The sequence below is a fragment of the Paraliobacillus zengyii genome, assembly GCF_003268595.1.
GTDB lineage: Bacteria > Bacillota > Bacilli > Bacillales > Amphibacillaceae > Paraliobacillus_A > Paraliobacillus_A zengyii.
This window is the reverse complement of record NZ_CP029797.1, coordinates 1110512-1127121: the sequence shown is the minus strand read 5'-3', so window position 1 is coordinate 1127121 and position 16610 is coordinate 1110512. Positions and strand designations below refer to the sequence as shown.

The window sequence follows — 16610 nt, the reverse complement described above, 5'->3', positions numbered from 1 at the left end:
GGTGGTTTCATATGCTAAAACAGAGAGACTATTAGTGTTCCAGTGAAATATAATTCTTATAGAGGTGATAAAAAGTGACAAGAGTAAAATATACAGACAGTGACGTTGATTTAATCGCAAGGATGATGCGAGCTGAAGCCGAGGGTGAAGGGAAACAAGGAATGCTTATGGTTGGCAATGTAATTGTAAATCGAGCAAAAGCTGATTGTTTAGACTTTAAAGATTTAAGGAACATACGTGATGTGATTTTTCAAATTCAGGGTGGAAATTATTCATTTGAAGCAGTGCAAAAAGGAAATGTTTTTTACAATAGAGCAAGAGGAGTAGAAAAAAGATTGGCCGAACAAACTTTGAAATATTGGCGAGAACATCCTTCCAAGTATGCGCTTTGGTATTTCAATCCTTATGGTGAATGTCCTCCAACATGGTACGGTCAACCACTTACAGGACAGTATAAACAACATTGTTATTATGAACCCCTTCCAGATACATGTGAAGGTGCTTATCGATATTAAAGTAAACTTCAAGTCGTGGGATTTACTATTTCTCACGACTTATTAAATCTGTTTAAGTGTTCTGTTGTTTTAGCTGCCTGTGATAGTCCCTTGATGAAAGGTCATTTGCCATTTTCCATTATTTAATTTCCAGACTGAACTTCTTAAAGAGTACTTTTGTTTACTTTCTATATATACTTTAAAGGTAGTAAGGACAGCTGTCGGTGAAAGGTATCTCAATTGAAAATTACTCATGGTAATTCGAGGATTATCTTCACTTGGTAAACGGTTCAATATATTTTCTTTATTATAGATTTTCCCTGTGCTTGAATATTCAATAAAATCATCTGCTATTAACTCGTTTAATCGTACAGCAGATTTACGAACCTCGCCCTTTAGTAAAGCCGTTTCTAAAGAATACATATGTTTTTCTAATTCTTTCTGACTTTCCATTCGGATTCTCCTTCTCTTTAGCTCTTTACAATCATACTTATTAATTGATTGCATCCTAATAACTAACTTAATTATAACAGGAAATTTTATACAAAAAAATACAAATATATGATAGAATACGGTTACATGAGTTGTTGAATTAAAATTAGGAATCATTATCTTAGGGGGAGAAGAAATGAAGATAGTTTGGGAATCACTTCGGTTTATCTTAATATTTACTATACTTATGCTCATTTTAGGCTTTATAACTGACCTTATTTTATTAATGATTGGTTTAACTGCTGAAATATATAGGTCGATTGCAATAATTGCTGCATTTATTATTACTTGTCTTCTCTATAAAAAGAAAGGTTGGGGTAAGAAGTATAATAAATTAATCCTTTTAATTACTTTTATATTAATTGTTCTCTTTACAGTAGTAATTCCAGATATGTCTCCTACACATCTACACACATGGAAATATGCTTATTCATATGGTTTTCCGTTTCATTTTTTCACTTTATATAGTGAGAATGGCGCTACATTTATTATTCCTAATCTATTTTCTAAAGGGAGAATAATTTGGGATGCGCAGATCTTCCTTATCTATTTAAATTTCATCATAATTTATTTTACTATACATTTTCTATTTAAATACGTAAACAGGAGAAAATAAAATAGGATGAGTTAATGAAAAAGTCTCCTCTCATTAATCATTACAAGGATTATGTAAAAGGTCGTTACTTTCGAAATGTATTCCCTCATCCATTTATTAGAAAGGAATATTTAAATGATCCAAAATTTGCTATTAATGACGTGAAATAACCGAGGCATATGGTTTTCTTACAGTCTCATTCTTGATCAAATGAGAATTGAACCGTATGTCTTTTATATTTGCATTTTGACATCAAGCAATATACGTATCTATTTTAGATTCAATGAATTTACCCTTTCCCTTTAATTTTAGTTTGTATTTGAAATAAGTTATGAACTTAACTTTATTGTCCAATTAAGCATAACCTATTCAATTTTTGTACTATGCATTCAACAAACGTGACCTTAGTACAATAAGAAATAATTTACTTTAATTAATATTCTGTCAACTCAATAAATGTCTCATCATCATAAATGGTGGATAATAGTGGATCATTGTATGCTGTATCCCTCAATGTATTATCTAATTCTATCGATCTAGTTAATTCCTCCAATCCGTGATCAATCTCTCCTTGTTGCACAAGTGCCACACCTTTTCCGTAATATCCAATTGCTTCATTTGGAAATTGCTCAATAAAAGTGTTATAGACTTCCTCAGCTTCTTTAAAATTACCTGCATATGTAAGCATTAAGCCTTTATAATCTAAAGCATTTAAAGATTGTTCTGACTCAAGCTCCATAATCTTGTTTAAATAAGGAATCGTATCACTATATTCCCCTAACGAATCATGGAGGTAGACCAGATACCATAATGCGTCGATATCTTCGGGATATGTCTTTATATATTGTACTAAATAAGGGATTCCTTTTTCATCTTCGTATAAGTAGTAAAGCGAAACGCCCTTTCCATATAGAGCATAAGGTGCACTATCATCAATTGCTAAGGCTTTATTATAATAATCTAGCGCTTTTTCATATCTTTCAAGCATATAATGAGCATTTCCCATGTTAATAAATTGCTCTGGTTCCTTATCACTAATATCTATTGCTTTTTGTGCAGCAACAATGGCTTGTTCGTATTCGCCTAGTTCATTTAATGACAAAGCCATGTTATTAAATGCACCATCCATTTGGTTATCCAGTTCAATTGCTTTGTTTAGTGATTGGATGGCTTCTTCATATTGCCCGATAAAATTTAGAGCATACCCTTTCTCATTATACAGTATTGGATCTTCAGGGTATCTTTCCAATCGTTGATTGACATCTTCTAAAGCTAAGTCATACTGTTCTTTTTCATACCATTCATCATATTTTTCTCTCGAGAATTCAGGATCTGTAGCACTTAAAAGGCTACAGCCTGAAAGAATAATTAATAAAAATACAAATAAAGACCAAATTTTTTTATTCATTCTATCACTTCCTTTTTTAAAATGATCCTATATCTAATGGTAATAATCTATCCTTTCTATTTGTTTTTTCTTGCATTTTATTAAATAAACCCGCTTAAGTAAGAATATCTAAAGAGATAATGTATCACAACTCTTTTTTCTAAAACAGTTAATATTACTTAGATGGATGTATCTATGTTCGAGAGAATAACCATATAGCATTATAAGAATATTTTCCTATCATATATTATATAATTTGAATGCTATATAAATTCTTTTATCTTATTAAGCTCTCTCAGTATTCTACTTTAAATAATTCCACCCTCTTATTCTACATTTAACTTATTACTCCTATCATAAAAAAGTACCAACTTCTAATTAATAGAAATCGGTACTTCTTTATTAGCTATTCGTTTAGCGTGGCGCTTTTGGCGGTTGACATACGTCACATTTACGTTGATTTTTATTTTTGAATTTAGTGAAGTTTTTTTCGAAATTGTTACCACAAGCACATGTGAATAGTAAATTTTGAGAAAAACCCTGATATTCCGTTGTTAACAACTTATTATCTGAATTGTTCTCAACAAATGTCTTAATTTTATCAATTGTCCATCGTTTATTCATTCTCTTACACCTCCATATTTTACTAGACGGAGGCTTTTCTTGGCGTCCGTTCCATTATCATTAGCTTAAGTTGTTAATTATAACATGAGCAGTGTTATAATTAACAACTGCATATATTTATCTACCAGATAGTACCCCCTTAATGCCTTCAATGACCGTCTCATCAAAACCTGCTTCAAATGAATGCTGTTTTCTAACACCGCTACCAAAATGGTATTCATCAGCTCCTATTGCATCATGCAATGCTGGCAAATTGTCTAATTTCACACCACTTCCTGGCAGTATTGTCGGACCATTTACTTGCTGTTGGAATTGAACTAATTTTTGTAACGAGCCAATGCCTTCCACACAACTATCTGCACCACCGGAAGTTAATATTCTCTTAATATTATTCCGATAAGTCACTAATGTTTGATAAGCTTCCAATTGATCTTCAACTTCATCAAATGCTCGATGAAATGTTACATTTAGATCTGGAAATTCTTTAAATATGTCAGTAAGAAAATCTGTATCTATTTTTTTATGCTGATCAAGTGCCCCAATCACAATTCGGTAATGGCCCATACCGTATAACATAGCAATATCTTCCTTCATTGCTTCCTTATCGGCTGGACTATAAATAAAACCATAGTTGTGCGGCCTGATCATAACTTGAACCGGAACTCGCACATTTTTTAGCGTTGTTTTAATTGTTCCATACGATGGAGTTAAACCACCCAACTGAATAGCTGAGACTAGCTCGAGTCTATCAACCCCTAATTCTTCTGCTATTCGTGCATCATTTTCATTCTCCACAATACATTCTATCATTTCCATAACTCCTCTTTGGCTGTTACTCGATTATAAAGGATTTCGTTCCAAATTATGACGCTTCTTACATCAGTATTAGGAGGATTTCCATTTTAATTTTATCTATTTACACAAAATTTAAACCTTTAGTGAGCCACGGAAACCCCTTGCACCATAGTAGGAATCTGCGCCATTGTGGTACATAAAGACAGTATCATAACGTCGATCACAAAAGATAGCTCCGCCAAGCTTTCTAATATTCGCAGGTGTTTTCACCCAGCTAGACGTTTTCATATCGAAATTCCCAAGTTTCTGTAGCTCTCGGTATTCTTCCTCAGTCAAAAGTTCTATCCCCATGGCATTTGCCATATCGATAGCGTTATTTTCGGGTTTATATTTTTTTCTTGACTCCAGGGCTTCAAGGTCGTAACAAACACTTCTGCGACCTTTAGGACTTTCTACTGCACAATCAAAAAAGATATATGCATCCTTACCTTTATCAAACCCTACAACATCGACTTCCCCACCAGTTGCTTCCATTTCATTAAGCGACCAGAGCTTTTCAATATTAGCATCAAGCTTCTCATGAATTTTCTCCCATTCAAGATCTTTATGACGATCCATATTTTTCTCAAACCGATCTTTCAGTATGCTCAGTAATTCTTGACGTTGTTCTAGTGACAATTCCTTTTTATTACTCTTTGTCATGTTAGTCGCCCACCTTCTTAATTTTATTTAAGCTATTATATAATTCAATTTACACTAATTTGCGAACGTGACTTGCACTGTTCGCAATACGTTAGTAAGTATTAATTCTTGTTTCTAAAAAAGTACATCGTTAAAGGTCCAAACACAAGGAGTAATCCAATTGAAATATACATCACCATCAAGATGTCGTTTATTGCAACCGTACCATGAATTAAACTACGTACGGCATCAACGACAAAGGTAATTGGATTTATTTCAACGAATTTCTGTAACCAGTTAGGCATAGTTGTTGGGTCTACAAATACACTACTTAAAAAAGTTAATGGAAATAAGATCATCATACTCATTGCCATAAGCGCTTTTTCAGTACGTACGACAATTCCGAGCATCGTCCAAATCCAAGAAAGACTGAATGCGAAGAAAAGCAGCAACAAAACACCCAAGACAACGCCGATAAATCCAGCTTCTGGTCTAAAACCTAAAATATATCCAAGCGTGATCATAATCGTGGACGCAATTAAATAGCGAACAGCATCAACGGCCAGTGCACCTACTAATACGGCTGGTCTCCAGATCGGTAAGGAACGAAAGCGGTCAAAAACGCCTTTCTCAATATCTTTATTTAGATCCAGTCCGGTGTACATCGTAATCATCGACACAGTCATAACAAGAATTCCAGGTAGGACAAAGTCTAAATAGTCACCAGTAGAACCGGAAATCGCCCCACCGAATAAATAGGTAAACATTAGTAGAAAAATGACAGGGAATATCGTCACATCAAATAGTTGTTCAGGTACGTAGCGAATCCGTAATAACGCCCGCCAAGCAAAAGTAATCGAAGCGCTAATCGCACTCGGTTTTTTTGGGCGTGTTATTTTGGTTATTCCTTCTTCAAAAGATTTTGGATCATGTTTGTCCATTTGCTTCGTCCCCTACTTCGCTCTCTCGTAATTTTCCAGTTAAAGTGAGGAAAACTTCATCCAAACTAGGTTGACTCATTGAGAATTCCTTAATTTGAATAGCAGCATTTGCCAATTCCCCTATCGCTTTTGTAGCTTTTGCGTGTTCATTTATAGGAACTGTTAAAGATATTTCTCTCAAGTTTGCTTCTGGAGATTGATTAAGCTGTTCTTCAAAGATCTTTTTAGCTTTTTCTAATTCTTTACCATTGTCAAAATGTACCGTTAAGCTTCCAGCACCAATAGAAGCTTTTAATTCTTTACTCGTTCCTTCTGCAATTAATTTACCTTGATCAATTACACCAATTAAATCAGCCAATTGATCCGCTTCTTCTAAATATTGTGTTGTCAAAAAAACAGTCGTACCGTTTTTTACTAAAGCACGAATAATATCCCACACTTGGTTACGACTTCTAGGATCAAGTCCAGTTGTTGGTTCATCTAAGAAAAGCAGGTCTGGTGATGTAACAATACTTGCAGCAATATCAATTCGACGACGCATTCCCCCAGAATATTTCTTGACCTGACGTTTACTAGCATCCTCCAATTTAAAAGCCTTTAATAAGTCATCCGCTCGTTTTTTAGCCTCTTTACTCGTAAAACCTACTAAACGACCGATAAAAATTAAGTTCTCTCTCCCCGACAACTCCTCATCAACAGAAGCAAATTGGCCAGTCAAGCTGATTGATTGTCTAACAGAATCCGATTCCTGATTGAGGTCAAAGCCCATCACTTTAGCTTTCCCTTCATTAGGTTTCAATAATGTTGCAAGCATGCGAATCATGGTCGTTTTTCCAGCACCATTTGGTCCAAGAAAACCATAAACAATTCCCTTTGGCACTTTTAAACTAACTCTGTCCACCGCACGATCTTTCCCAAATATTTTCGTGAGATTAGTTGCTTCCACCGCATATTTATTTATGTTCTTATTCATCAGCTAGCCCCCTTTTATTTTCACTAATCTAGAGATATGTTTATTCCATTCCTGGTTAAAAGATGATCTATGTTTAAGATGGTAAATTTCCCTTCACTTAATTGCATTTAACAATATCATATCAAAGAATACTGTTCCATCCCAGCTGATATCAAACACTTTACACAAATCATATTTGCTTTCTAACCAATATCCTGTAATGAACAAAGTGAGGACTTTGGGGTTAAGATAGAACTCAGGAACAAGTCCAATGATTTACATATCGAAATAGTTCGATATATAATACGCCTATGAAACAAATAGAATTATTTAAAGTATTGTCAAATGAAACACGGCTTAACATTTTACAGTGGTTGAAGGAGCCGGAGAAGCATTTCCCAAAACAACAGGCTCATCTTCCAAAGGAGGTATGTATTGAGGGTGGCGTTTGTGTCGGTGATATTCAAGAAAAAGCAAAAGCTTCTCAATCTAAGATTTCACGCTACTTGAATATGATGCGGAAAACTGGGCATCTCGAATCTGTTCGCCATGGCCAATAGACATATTATAGACGAAACGAAGAAACTATGTTCTGAAATAAAGAGCCATTGATGTTTGTAACATCAATGGCTCTTTATATTTCTATTGTAAATAAATGTATAATCACTAAATTAAAATTATTTAAAAGAGTAACTTTAATCTCTAAAAAAAGGAATACACAACTGTTACATAAACTTCTATTTAGAAACTAATCGAACTCTGGATAAAGCTAAATCCTTCACCATATATCACTCACTTCAACAATTGGTTCCGTTCTTCCATTTGTGGTGGTTCTTCCATCCAACCATTTTTAATCATAATTTTTCCACCTTTATGAGCATATTCAAATATATCTTTCATAAAAATAGTCATTTTAGCTGGTAAATCATTTCGTAAACTAAAAGCAGTACCTATTGAACCACTTCCCATAGAAAAGCTGCAAAAAAGACTTGTGCAATACATCATCAACTTATCGGAAAATGGTGCTATTCTTGAACGGGTGGCATTACCACCTGCAGTTTGAGGAGATTGTACACCGCTTTGCAGTAAGACTTCACTTAATTCCTTTACCATACTTTTAGCAAGTTCAGCACCATCATTAAAGTAGTTTTTAACTTCTACATTATTTGCACATTGAGCAAAACCTGTAATCATTTGAAGCCCAGTGATATTTGCTTCAATCGAATGATGAATTTGTGCAACTTCGACTGTATTTAATGAACGTTTGCCGCTATTTGGATTAACTAAGAATCCACTCAAGTAGTGCTTATCTTTAACAAATTCAACTGATTTTGGCATTGTAACATGAGGAGATTTAACAAGTAAGCCTTTTTCAAGCAAATATTGTGTACAAAGGTTGTAATACTTTTGGGTAATGGCAGTTAGATCTATTAATATCAGTACAATATCTTCCCGATAAGACATAGTTATATTTAATGAGTGAAGCCCCATACTAATTTCTTGTAATAGGCGAACAAACATGATGTCAAAACCATTATCATATAATTTCGGTACCTCTTTGTTAACATCTTGAGCAGTGTACCCAATTGGTATTACAGCCCCTTCATTTCGTAACGTTTCTGTTAAGATACCAACATATTTGTCAATCTCTTCATATAGATTATTCATAATGTCCTTGGCTTTTTCATCATCGGCTTTCTCTATAAAATATTCTAACATACGTAATATCATTGTTTTTTCCTGATATGTAAGCCATAATACACCTAATTCAGATGACGTAATTGCTGATTTTTCTGGCATATAATCTCCTCCTAAGATATTTTGTCTTAGGTTTAGCATAGGGTTATATATTTATTCAATATTTTACTCATTCTTTTTCAACAACGGTAAAAAATATTCTGTAGCATACTTAGCTTGTTTTTCTTCAACTATAATGAACTTCACAAAGGTAAAATAATAGCGTATACTGTACTTAAAGGGGCAATAAACGATGAAACCAACAATTGAAAATATAGAACAAGAAATACAAAAAAACAGTGAACATTATTCTGATGATAAATTTTGGGGGAAGTTAGCGAAGTTTGCTAAGAAGGCTGGTTCTTCTGTCGTTTATGCTGTATTACTGTTGTATTATACGCTTCAGAAACCGGAAGTACCTACCAAAGTAAAAGCTGTCATTATTGGTGCTTTAGGTTACTTTATTTTACCCTTAGACTTAATTCCAGACTTTTTTACCGGCGTTGGTTACACAGATGATCTTGGTGCACTCGGATTTGCTTTATTCCAAGTAGCTATGTATATCGACGACCCAATTAAGTTAAAAGCAAAAGACAAGCTAAAAGAATGGTTTGGAGACAAAGTGGACACGTCCGCAATTGATTTAAAAATTAATTAAGACACACTCTGACCCACATATAATACAAAGGGGACAAGGTTTTATTTCTTCTTGTCCCCTTCTTCTTTTTCCACCTATTCGATCACTTCATATAACGGTCAGCCATCAAATTATGAAGCATTTCGACTTCCTGTAACAATTCCGCTCCAACATTCGTTTCTTTTACCTTTTTTCGCTCTAATTCTTTATCTACTAATCTTTTAACGGATAACACATCTGCACCATTTGCTAGTACTTCTTCTTTTGAGTTAAATTTCTTGTGGGCAACAAGTTGCATCCCATACGAATTATATAATAACGTGTATCCTGCTATTCCTGTTTTTGATTGATATGCTTTGGAGAAGCCTCCGTCAATTACAATCAGTTTGCCATTTGCCTTAACAGGATTTTCACCGTCAATTTCTTTTACTGGTGTATGCCCGTTTACAATATGGCCATGGTCTGGATTAAGTCCAAATTCCGCTAAAATTTTTCGACATGTATCCTCGTTCTCACGTAAATGGTAGTAAACGTTCTTCCTCTCTTTGTGCGTTACCTCATCCGTGATGAAATACCGCTCAAAGGTTGTCATTTCTTTTTTTCCGAAGAGGGATGAATGTTCACCTGTCCATAAATACCAGACCATATCCGTTGCCAAATCGTCTGTCTTTTCAGGATGAGCAAACGCATCACGTAGGTAATATTCAAAAATATCAAACAGTTCACGACCAGCGTAGGTCTTATCTTCAATAACCATTTCCTCCATATTTCCTTCTTCATCTAATGGAATACAGCCATGAATTAATAAATTTCCATTATATTTTAAATAGAGACTACCTTTCTTCATCAAGAAGCGCATATGGCGGGCAAACTTTTCTGACTTCTGAACAGAAAATAATAAGCGGTTCATCACTTCTTCTTCTTCTGCTAACAATTGATCCGGTTTATCTGGATTAACTGTTGCAAAACAGCTATTTTCCAGTGGATAAGTCTCTCCTTGAATTGTTATTTCGTCCTTATCATAATCTACTTTCTCAAGCAACAGTCTTTCTGACATGTCAAAGTAGGCACGTCTCTTGATGATCGGACTCTCCAGTTTGAACTGAATCATTGTAATCGCTTGATGTATCATGGTTATTTGTAATTGTTCATGATCCGATAGTTTATCCCCAGCATCTACTTTTGGTCTAAAGGCTGGATTATCCTGATAATATTTCTCCGCAAGATTGAGTAGCGGTCTAAGATTTATCCCATAGACATCTTCAATAATCGCTAAATTGTTATACCGCGCACTAATACGAATAATATTAGCAAGACAAACCTTCGATCCAGCGAAAGCGCCTAACCATAGTACGTCATGATTCCCCCACTGAATATCGACAGAATGATAGTTAACTAGTGTATCCATCACTTTATCTGGTTCTGGTCCACGATCATAAATATCCCCGACTACATGTAAATGATCAACAACGAGTTCTTGTGTCGTATAACTAAGACCAATAATTAGTTTATCAGCCTGACCAAGGGAGATAATTTGTTGAATAATTTTTGTATAGTACTCTTTCTTGTTGATGAATTCATCTGTCTTATACAAGAGTTCTTCTATGATATAAACAAACTGTTTAGGCAATGCTTTTCGTAACTTCGAACGTGTATATTTAGAAGACGCATAAGCAATAAGTTCCATCATATCCTCAATTATTTCTCGATACCATCTATGTAATGCTTCATCGTTGTCAAAGTTATTCTTGATTAACTGTAATTTCTCTACTGGATAGTAAACTAATGCAGCAAACTCATTGATTTCTTTTTCAGATAATTGATCGGTAAATAGATCTTTTATCTTCTCTTTGACCCTGCCTGAACCATTTCGTAATACGTGTTGAAAGGCTTGGTATTCCCCGTGCAAATCACTCACAAAATGCTCTGTCCCTTTTGGAAGATTAAGAATAGCTTCCAGATTAATAATTTCGGTTACCACTTTTTCTTCGCTATCATAACTTTGAGCAAGTAAATCCAGAAATTTTTTATTCATATTTGCATCTCCTTTCAAATTGCATTATTATTTTTCCAGCATTCTCTCACACTAATTTCTCTTCCAGGATTTTTAAAAATCTGCTTCCATTTTTGTTACTATTACAGCATAGCATAAACTATCAGAATTTTTAATCAAACGTTTAGTTTCCTAGGTATTCTAATTTTTTCCTTTATCTTTAAAAATTCATCTTGACAAGTATCGCAAACAATAGTATTCTCAAAATTAAGATATTTACAAACAAATAAATCTTATCCAGAGAAGTGGAGGGACTGGCCCTTTGAAGCTTCAGCAGCAGACTAACAAGTACTGTGCTAAATCCAGAAGCGTATTGCTGAAGATAAGAGGAGAAATCGTTAATTCAAACCTCTTCTTTTCACAAGAAGGGGTTTTTACTTTTTATTTAACGTTCTTCCTAAGGAATGTCGCGTATGGATCAAGTTTGTTTGTCATCTTAAAACAATTCGGAAGAGGGGAATTAAAATGACAAAAACAGCAACAAAAGCACCATTTAGAGCAGACCATGTAGGAAGTTTACTAAGACCGGAGAGTATTCATCAAGCACGTAAGCAACTTGCTGAGGGAACAATTAGTCAAGCAGATTTACACGAAATAGAAAACAAGGAAATCAAACGTATTGTTGATAAGCAGATCGAGGTTGGACTAGAAGCTGTAACAGATGGTGAATTCCGACGTAGATTCTGGCACACAGACTTCTTAGAGCACTTAATTGGTGTTGAAGGTTATGTACCTGACCAAGGCTTCCAATTTAAAGGCGAAGAAACAGAGCGCTATGACGTACGTGTAGTTGGAAAAGTTGCATTTAATCCCAACCACCCACATATCGAGGAATTCAAAATTTTTAATGAGATTGTTGGTGGACGTGCAGTTGCTAAATTAACAATTCCAAGTCCAAATCAATTATTCAATGCCGGAATTCTAAATGAAAGTATTTATCCTAATATCGACGACTACGCAGCAGACGTAATTGCAGCCTACCGTGATGCAATCAATGCCTTTTACGATGCAGGAGTTCGTTACTTACAGTTAGATGATGTTTACATTGCAGGACTTTCTTCACCAGATATCCCATTTAATGAAGGAATCCATTCAAGAGAAAAATTAATTGACTTGGCTCTACACGTAGTTAACAGTGTATTAGAAGGAAAACCAGAAGATTTAGTAGTTACAACGCATTTATGCCGTGGAAATTACCGTTCAAAATGGGCTTTCACCGGAAGTTATGATCTGATTGCTCCTAAGCTTTTAGCTAATGAAGCGGTAGATGGCTTCTTCTTAGAGTATGACGATGAGCGTTCTGGTAGTTTTGCACCATTAGAAAATGTTCCAAACGATGGACCACGTGTCGTTTTAGGCGTCTTCACATCTAAAACTGGTGAACTAGAAGATAAAGAAGTAATAAAAGCTAGAGTAGCAGAAGCTTCTAAATACGTACCACTTGATCAATTATGTATCAGTCCACAATGTGGCTTTGCTTCGACACACCATGGTAATCTTTTAACAGAAGAAGAGCAATGGAACAAGTTGAAGCATATTGTAGATGTATCGAAGGATATTTGGAAATAAGCTAGTAGAGCGTCCCAAGTGGGCGCTCTTTTTATATAGACTGGCATATCAAACAGCGAGCATCTCCTTTTCAAAAATACTTGACGACTCGATTGTTTTTAATTCACTATGTAGATAGGATCTTATAACAATAGTTTTAACTTGGGGGTGATTCTATGATAAACATATTTGTTTTATTTGTTACTTTTGTTTTATATATTGGGATTCCTTTAGCAATAATCTTCCTTTTGAAATGGATTTATCAAATGAAAAAGAATAGTGATCTACAAATTGTAGCATAACAAAGAAATTATTCAATTATTAGAAAGACTGGATAGGTGAGAAATTTCTGTTTTTTCAGCAAATGCCTTTTAATCGAAATAAAAAAAGGATAGCAATTGCTATCCAAGAGTCTTACGGACGATTCAATTAGGATAAAAGATTATTGATTTGACTTGTAAGTTGATTAAATTTTTCATCAAGTTCTTGATATTCACTATCTTTTTGCGTCATGAAACTGAGCCTCCCTAACACTTCTTGTCTTTCCGTTTCGAGTGTTAGACGCAATTTATCTGGCTCACTTTCTTGACGATTGCTTGCTTCTTTCGATTGTTTCACAATACTTTCGTTTGAAAAAAGAAGTTTCTCGTTTGTTGTTTTATCGAGAAAATACGAATCATGTGATACAACGAGTAGTGTACCATCGTAATCTGCTAATGTATTTTCAAGTTGTTCACGTGATGGTAAATCAAGATGGTTGGTTGGCTCATCGAGAATTAGTACGTTTTTTTCCTCTAGTATATAGACCATTAATTTGCACTTCACACGTTCGCCCATACTCATATGAAGGATTGGTTCTCGCCATTGGGAAGCAGTAAAGCCTAAATGCTGCATTAAATTCTGTACTTTTCCTCTTGCTTCGAACGTTTCTTTAAAAAATAGCTGTTCTGGCGTATTTTCAAGTGGTAGGTCAAAGACTTCTTGTGTTAAATAACCAATCGTCGCAGCAGGTGAAAGCCATACCTCGCCCTCAGACAGCTCGTCACCAACCAGTATTTTTAAAAAGGTTGTCTTGCCACTACCATTCGGACCAATTAATCCAACTTTCTCCCCGTGCTTAATTGTGAAATTTACATTCTTAAATAGCGTTCGATCGCTAAATCTCTTTGTTAAACCTTTCACTTCTAAAAATCGTTTCCCAACCTTTGTGTTCGCTCTAATTGAAAACTGCACATCGTATTCTGGCTTCACCTGCTCTACTTTTGCTTTTTCGAGTTCTTTATCCAAACGCTTTTGTTTTGATTTTATTTGTTTATCCATACGCTTTGCTTTGACACGATAATGTTCTTTATAGCCTTCTTTTTTTGTCGATTGAGCATGTGCTTTACTCGACCAAGAAGTGAGCTCTTTCATTTGGTTTTCAATTCGTTCCACATTTTTCTGTTGTTTCGCATATTCATGTTGCTGGGTCAGGCGTTTCTGTTCACGAAATGCCATATAACTCGAATAATTGCCTTTATGCTCGATGAATTCACTATCTTCAATAGACCATATCTTTGTTGTGACAGCATCTAAAAAATAACGATCATGCGATACAACTATAATTGCACCTTTGTGTCTATTGATTTCCTCTATTAACAAAGCCGTACTCTCCGTATCAAGGTGGTTCGTCGGTTCATCAAATAATAAAAGGTCAGCCTCTTTTGCAAATCCATGTGCAAGTCGTGCTTTTAACTTTTCTCCACCACTTAATCTAGCAAAAGCATGATCTGGTACGTGCCATTTGTGAAGTAAGCTACTTTCACGTGTTGTCACTTCTTTTGGAGCGTGTGACTCGGTTTCTTGTTCGACAAAAACGGTTGTGAGGTTCTTTTCTATCGATTCTACGCTTCCTTTTGTCGGTAACAACGCTCCCGTAATTAGTTGTAATAAGGTTGACTTCCCTGCACCATTTTTTCCAATAACACCGACAACATCAGCTTTTTGGACACTAACATTTATATCTTCAAAAATCGTCTGATCAACTATTTCATAATGAACCTGTTGCAATTTCACTAATTCTTTCATACAAAATTCCCTCTCTCGATAGGGAGAACAAAAAAACCCTCCCAATTTATTTGGAAGGATTAGTCATAGCAATACATTCTCTGAATAAGCTATTGATCCGTTTTTAGAAAATGGCAGACTAATCCTATTTCATGTGATTTGAAATATAAAATTTCAAACTTCAAAAATAAGATTAGATTTTCATTGGTCAGCCATCGTCCCTTCTTTTTTTATTATAGTCAGTATAACATAACTAGGTTCGCTAAAGAAAATGATTCGTAATTGCTCTATTTTTTTTCACCATGATAAACAACTTCTTTTACAAATCAGTTATTCTGACAATTTCACCTATATTATAGCCTATCCAACCCCCAATTAACGGGAGACCATTGATAAAGTCAAATCTTAGATAGTTAACATCCAAAACAAATAATAATACTGTAACACCCATACTACAAATACTAATTATGACAGCTTCTATTATTTTTCTTCGCTTCCATCGCTTCTTCCCTAAACGGTATTCATCAAATTTCTGTACATGCCTGCTAATCTTTGTACCGAATGTCTTTCCTGTTTTTAGAGTATAGAGAATAGTCGTTAAATAGATCCAGAGAAGTATGCAAACTAGACCAATAACAACGACAGTATCTATGTTCATTAGAAGATAAATAAGCAGACCGTAAGATAAAAGCATAAAAAGATTACCCTGGACTAATTGAATTTTTTTCAAACGCTTAACATCATGTATATCCCATTCTGTTTCAACCATTCTATCCTTCCCTTCAGTTTATTAGCTTACTTTAATTTTTTCTGCTGGGTTTAAGAACAATTACTCACAATAAAATTGTAACATAACCTTAAAATGATTCTTGAAATATTACAAAAAAATCCATAAAGGAACTTGTCCTATGTAGATTTTATTATTAGTAATTATTAAATTTTGAGCAGGTGTTTGAATAATAAGCCCCTTATATTCATATTCTCCGCGCTTGTCGATTGTCCTTGTGTTTCACTTTTGAATTTCCACGTATTGTAAAGTGAAGAATCTGAATCGTCTATCCAAACATCATCATCCGTGATATTCCGAAACGGTAGTTTTGTACCAGGGTTTCCTTTTGTACCAAAGGCTGTTACAATCGTGTATTTACCAATCGGCGTCTTTTTATCATCTTCCACCTTATTAGAGGCAAGTCCATTCTTACCAACATATCCAGTTGTGTTCAATACAGGCTGCCAATCTCCATTTCCATCTTTTTCAAATGTTTGAATGGTCGCATTACTTGTATTTGTACCATTCGTCGTTACGAGAATAAGTTGGCTATTACTATCAACTGTACTCAATCCATCAGCAACATCCGACGGTTCTTTTCTTTTCTTTTTGTTTTGTTTCTTCTTTTTTCGTTGTGAATGGAGTAGTTGAAGTGGATTCCATCTCAGCTACATTTACTAACGAGAAGTTATCGTAAATCTCCTATTATTTTATATCCTATTACTAAATTTTTATATCCTATTACTATATGCTAATTTCACAATACTATTTGCCATAGTCAACAGCAAACTATGATTAGTCACTAAAGATCTAAAATATTAGATTAGTAGCAAACAAGGATAATTCATACACACTGTCA

18 protein-coding genes, 1 pseudogene and 1 riboswitch are annotated in these 16610 nt (G+C 34.7%); of the genes and pseudogenes, 7 read left to right on the top strand and 12 right to left on the bottom strand.

Annotated features, from left to right (window positions below; all coding sequences use genetic code 11):
* Nucleotides 1-74: 74 nt before the first annotated feature.
* Nucleotides 75-515 (top strand): cell wall hydrolase, encoded by a 441-nt coding sequence (locus tag DM447_RS05585; protein ID WP_112180277.1) that lies wholly within the window; start codon nucleotides 75-77, stop codon nucleotides 513-515.
* A 69-nt stretch (nucleotides 516-584) separates the two neighbouring features.
* On the opposite strand, the gene DM447_RS18265 is transcribed toward DM447_RS05585, so the two are convergent.
* Nucleotides 585-947, bottom strand: coding sequence for a nuclear transport factor 2 family protein (locus DM447_RS18265; protein WP_162632575.1), 363 nt, complete (start codon nucleotides 945-947; stop codon nucleotides 585-587).
* Between the two features lie 175 nt (nucleotides 948-1122).
* Between DM447_RS18265 and DM447_RS05575 the strand changes: the two genes are divergently transcribed.
* Both DM447_RS05575 and DM447_RS18635 read left to right on the top strand, forming a co-directional pair.
* Complete coding sequence (locus DM447_RS05575) at nucleotides 1123-1602, top strand: hypothetical protein (protein ID WP_162632573.1); 480 nt, start codon at nucleotides 1123-1125, stop codon at nucleotides 1600-1602.
* 14 nt (nucleotides 1603-1616) lie between these two features.
* A complete protein-coding gene (locus tag DM447_RS18635; RefSeq protein ID WP_277871499.1) occupies nucleotides 1617-1751 on the top strand; it encodes a hypothetical protein in 135 nt (44 codons plus the stop codon).
* Between the two features lie 263 nt (nucleotides 1752-2014).
* On the opposite strand, the gene DM447_RS05570 is transcribed toward DM447_RS18635, so the two are convergent.
* The 6 genes from DM447_RS05570 to DM447_RS05545 form a co-directional block, all read right to left on the bottom strand.
* A complete protein-coding gene (locus DM447_RS05570) occupies nucleotides 2015-2989 on the bottom strand; it encodes a tetratricopeptide repeat protein (protein ID WP_112180274.1) in 975 nt (324 codons plus the stop codon).
* A gap of 393 nt (nucleotides 2990-3382) precedes the next feature.
* A complete protein-coding gene (locus DM447_RS05565; protein ID WP_112180273.1) occupies nucleotides 3383-3592 on the bottom strand; it encodes a hypothetical protein in 210 nt (69 codons plus the stop codon).
* Nucleotides 3593-3709: 117 nt separating this feature from the next.
* Nucleotides 3710-4402, bottom strand: coding sequence for a copper homeostasis protein CutC (locus DM447_RS05560; RefSeq protein ID WP_112180272.1), 693 nt, complete (start codon nucleotides 4400-4402; stop codon nucleotides 3710-3712).
* A gap of 117 nt (nucleotides 4403-4519) precedes the next feature.
* The gene (locus DM447_RS05555) at nucleotides 4520-5089 is read right to left on the bottom strand and encodes a DUF4256 domain-containing protein (RefSeq protein WP_112180271.1); all 570 of its coding nucleotides are present in this window, start codon (nucleotides 5087-5089) and stop codon (nucleotides 4520-4522) included.
* 101 nt (nucleotides 5090-5190) lie between these two features.
* A complete protein-coding gene (locus tag DM447_RS05550) occupies nucleotides 5191-6009 on the bottom strand; it encodes an ABC transporter permease (protein ID WP_112180270.1) in 819 nt (272 codons plus the stop codon).
* Complete coding sequence (locus tag DM447_RS05545) at nucleotides 5996-6982, bottom strand: ATP-binding cassette domain-containing protein (RefSeq protein WP_112180269.1); 987 nt, start codon at nucleotides 6980-6982, stop codon at nucleotides 5996-5998. The genes DM447_RS05550 and DM447_RS05545 overlap by 14 nt, the downstream gene beginning before the upstream one ends.
* Nucleotides 6983-7272: 290 nt before the next feature.
* On the opposite strand from DM447_RS05545, the pseudogene DM447_RS05540 reads away from it, so the two are divergent.
* A pseudogene (locus tag DM447_RS05540) lies at nucleotides 7273-7518 on the top strand (ArsR/SmtB family transcription factor); the annotation flags it as partial.
* Between the two features lie 235 nt (nucleotides 7519-7753).
* On the opposite strand, the gene DM447_RS05535 reads toward DM447_RS05540, so the two are convergent.
* Nucleotides 7754-8761, bottom strand: coding sequence for a DUF3231 family protein (locus DM447_RS05535; protein ID WP_112180267.1), 1008 nt, complete (start codon nucleotides 8759-8761; stop codon nucleotides 7754-7756).
* A 190-nt stretch (nucleotides 8762-8951) separates the two neighbouring features.
* Here DM447_RS05535 and DM447_RS05530 point away from each other — a divergent pair, with 190 nt between their 5' ends.
* A complete protein-coding gene (locus DM447_RS05530; protein WP_112180266.1) occupies nucleotides 8952-9356 on the top strand; it encodes a YkvA family protein in 405 nt (134 codons plus the stop codon).
* Between the two features lie 82 nt (nucleotides 9357-9438).
* Here DM447_RS05530 and DM447_RS05525 read toward each other — a convergent pair whose 3' ends face one another.
* A complete protein-coding gene (locus tag DM447_RS05525) occupies nucleotides 9439-11370 on the bottom strand; it encodes a fructose-1,6-bisphosphatase (RefSeq protein WP_112180265.1) in 1932 nt (643 codons plus the stop codon).
* A 248-nt stretch (nucleotides 11371-11618) separates the two neighbouring features.
* Nucleotides 11619-11717: riboswitch (SAM riboswitch) on the top strand.
* A gap of 136 nt (nucleotides 11718-11853) precedes the next feature.
* Here DM447_RS05525 and DM447_RS05520 point away from each other — a divergent pair.
* Nucleotides 11854-12957, top strand: a complete 1104-nt coding sequence (locus DM447_RS05520) for a 5-methyltetrahydropteroyltriglutamate--homocysteine S-methyltransferase (protein ID WP_112180264.1) — start codon at nucleotides 11854-11856, stop codon at nucleotides 12955-12957.
* Between the two features lie 155 nt (nucleotides 12958-13112).
* Nucleotides 13113-13238: a hypothetical protein gene (locus DM447_RS18630; RefSeq protein ID WP_277871498.1), complete on the top strand. Its 126-nt coding sequence runs from the start codon at nucleotides 13113-13115 to the stop codon at nucleotides 13236-13238.
* A 127-nt stretch (nucleotides 13239-13365) separates the two neighbouring features.
* On the opposite strand, the gene abc-f is transcribed toward DM447_RS18630, so the two are convergent.
* From abc-f to DM447_RS05505, 3 genes are all read right to left on the bottom strand, one after another.
* Nucleotides 13366-15003 carry a ribosomal protection-like ABC-F family protein gene (gene abc-f / locus DM447_RS05515; protein ID WP_112180263.1) on the bottom strand — a complete coding sequence of 546 codons (1638 nt, stop codon included), beginning with the start codon at nucleotides 15001-15003 and terminating at the stop codon, nucleotides 13366-13368.
* Nucleotides 15004-15301: 298 nt separating this feature from the next.
* A complete protein-coding gene (locus DM447_RS05510) occupies nucleotides 15302-15751 on the bottom strand; it encodes a hypothetical protein (protein WP_112180262.1) in 450 nt (149 codons plus the stop codon).
* A 164-nt stretch (nucleotides 15752-15915) separates the two neighbouring features.
* Entirely contained in the window at nucleotides 15916-16323 is a 408-nt protein-coding gene (locus tag DM447_RS05505; RefSeq protein WP_112180261.1) for a hypothetical protein, read from the bottom strand.
* Nucleotides 16324-16610: the final 287 nt, after the last annotated feature.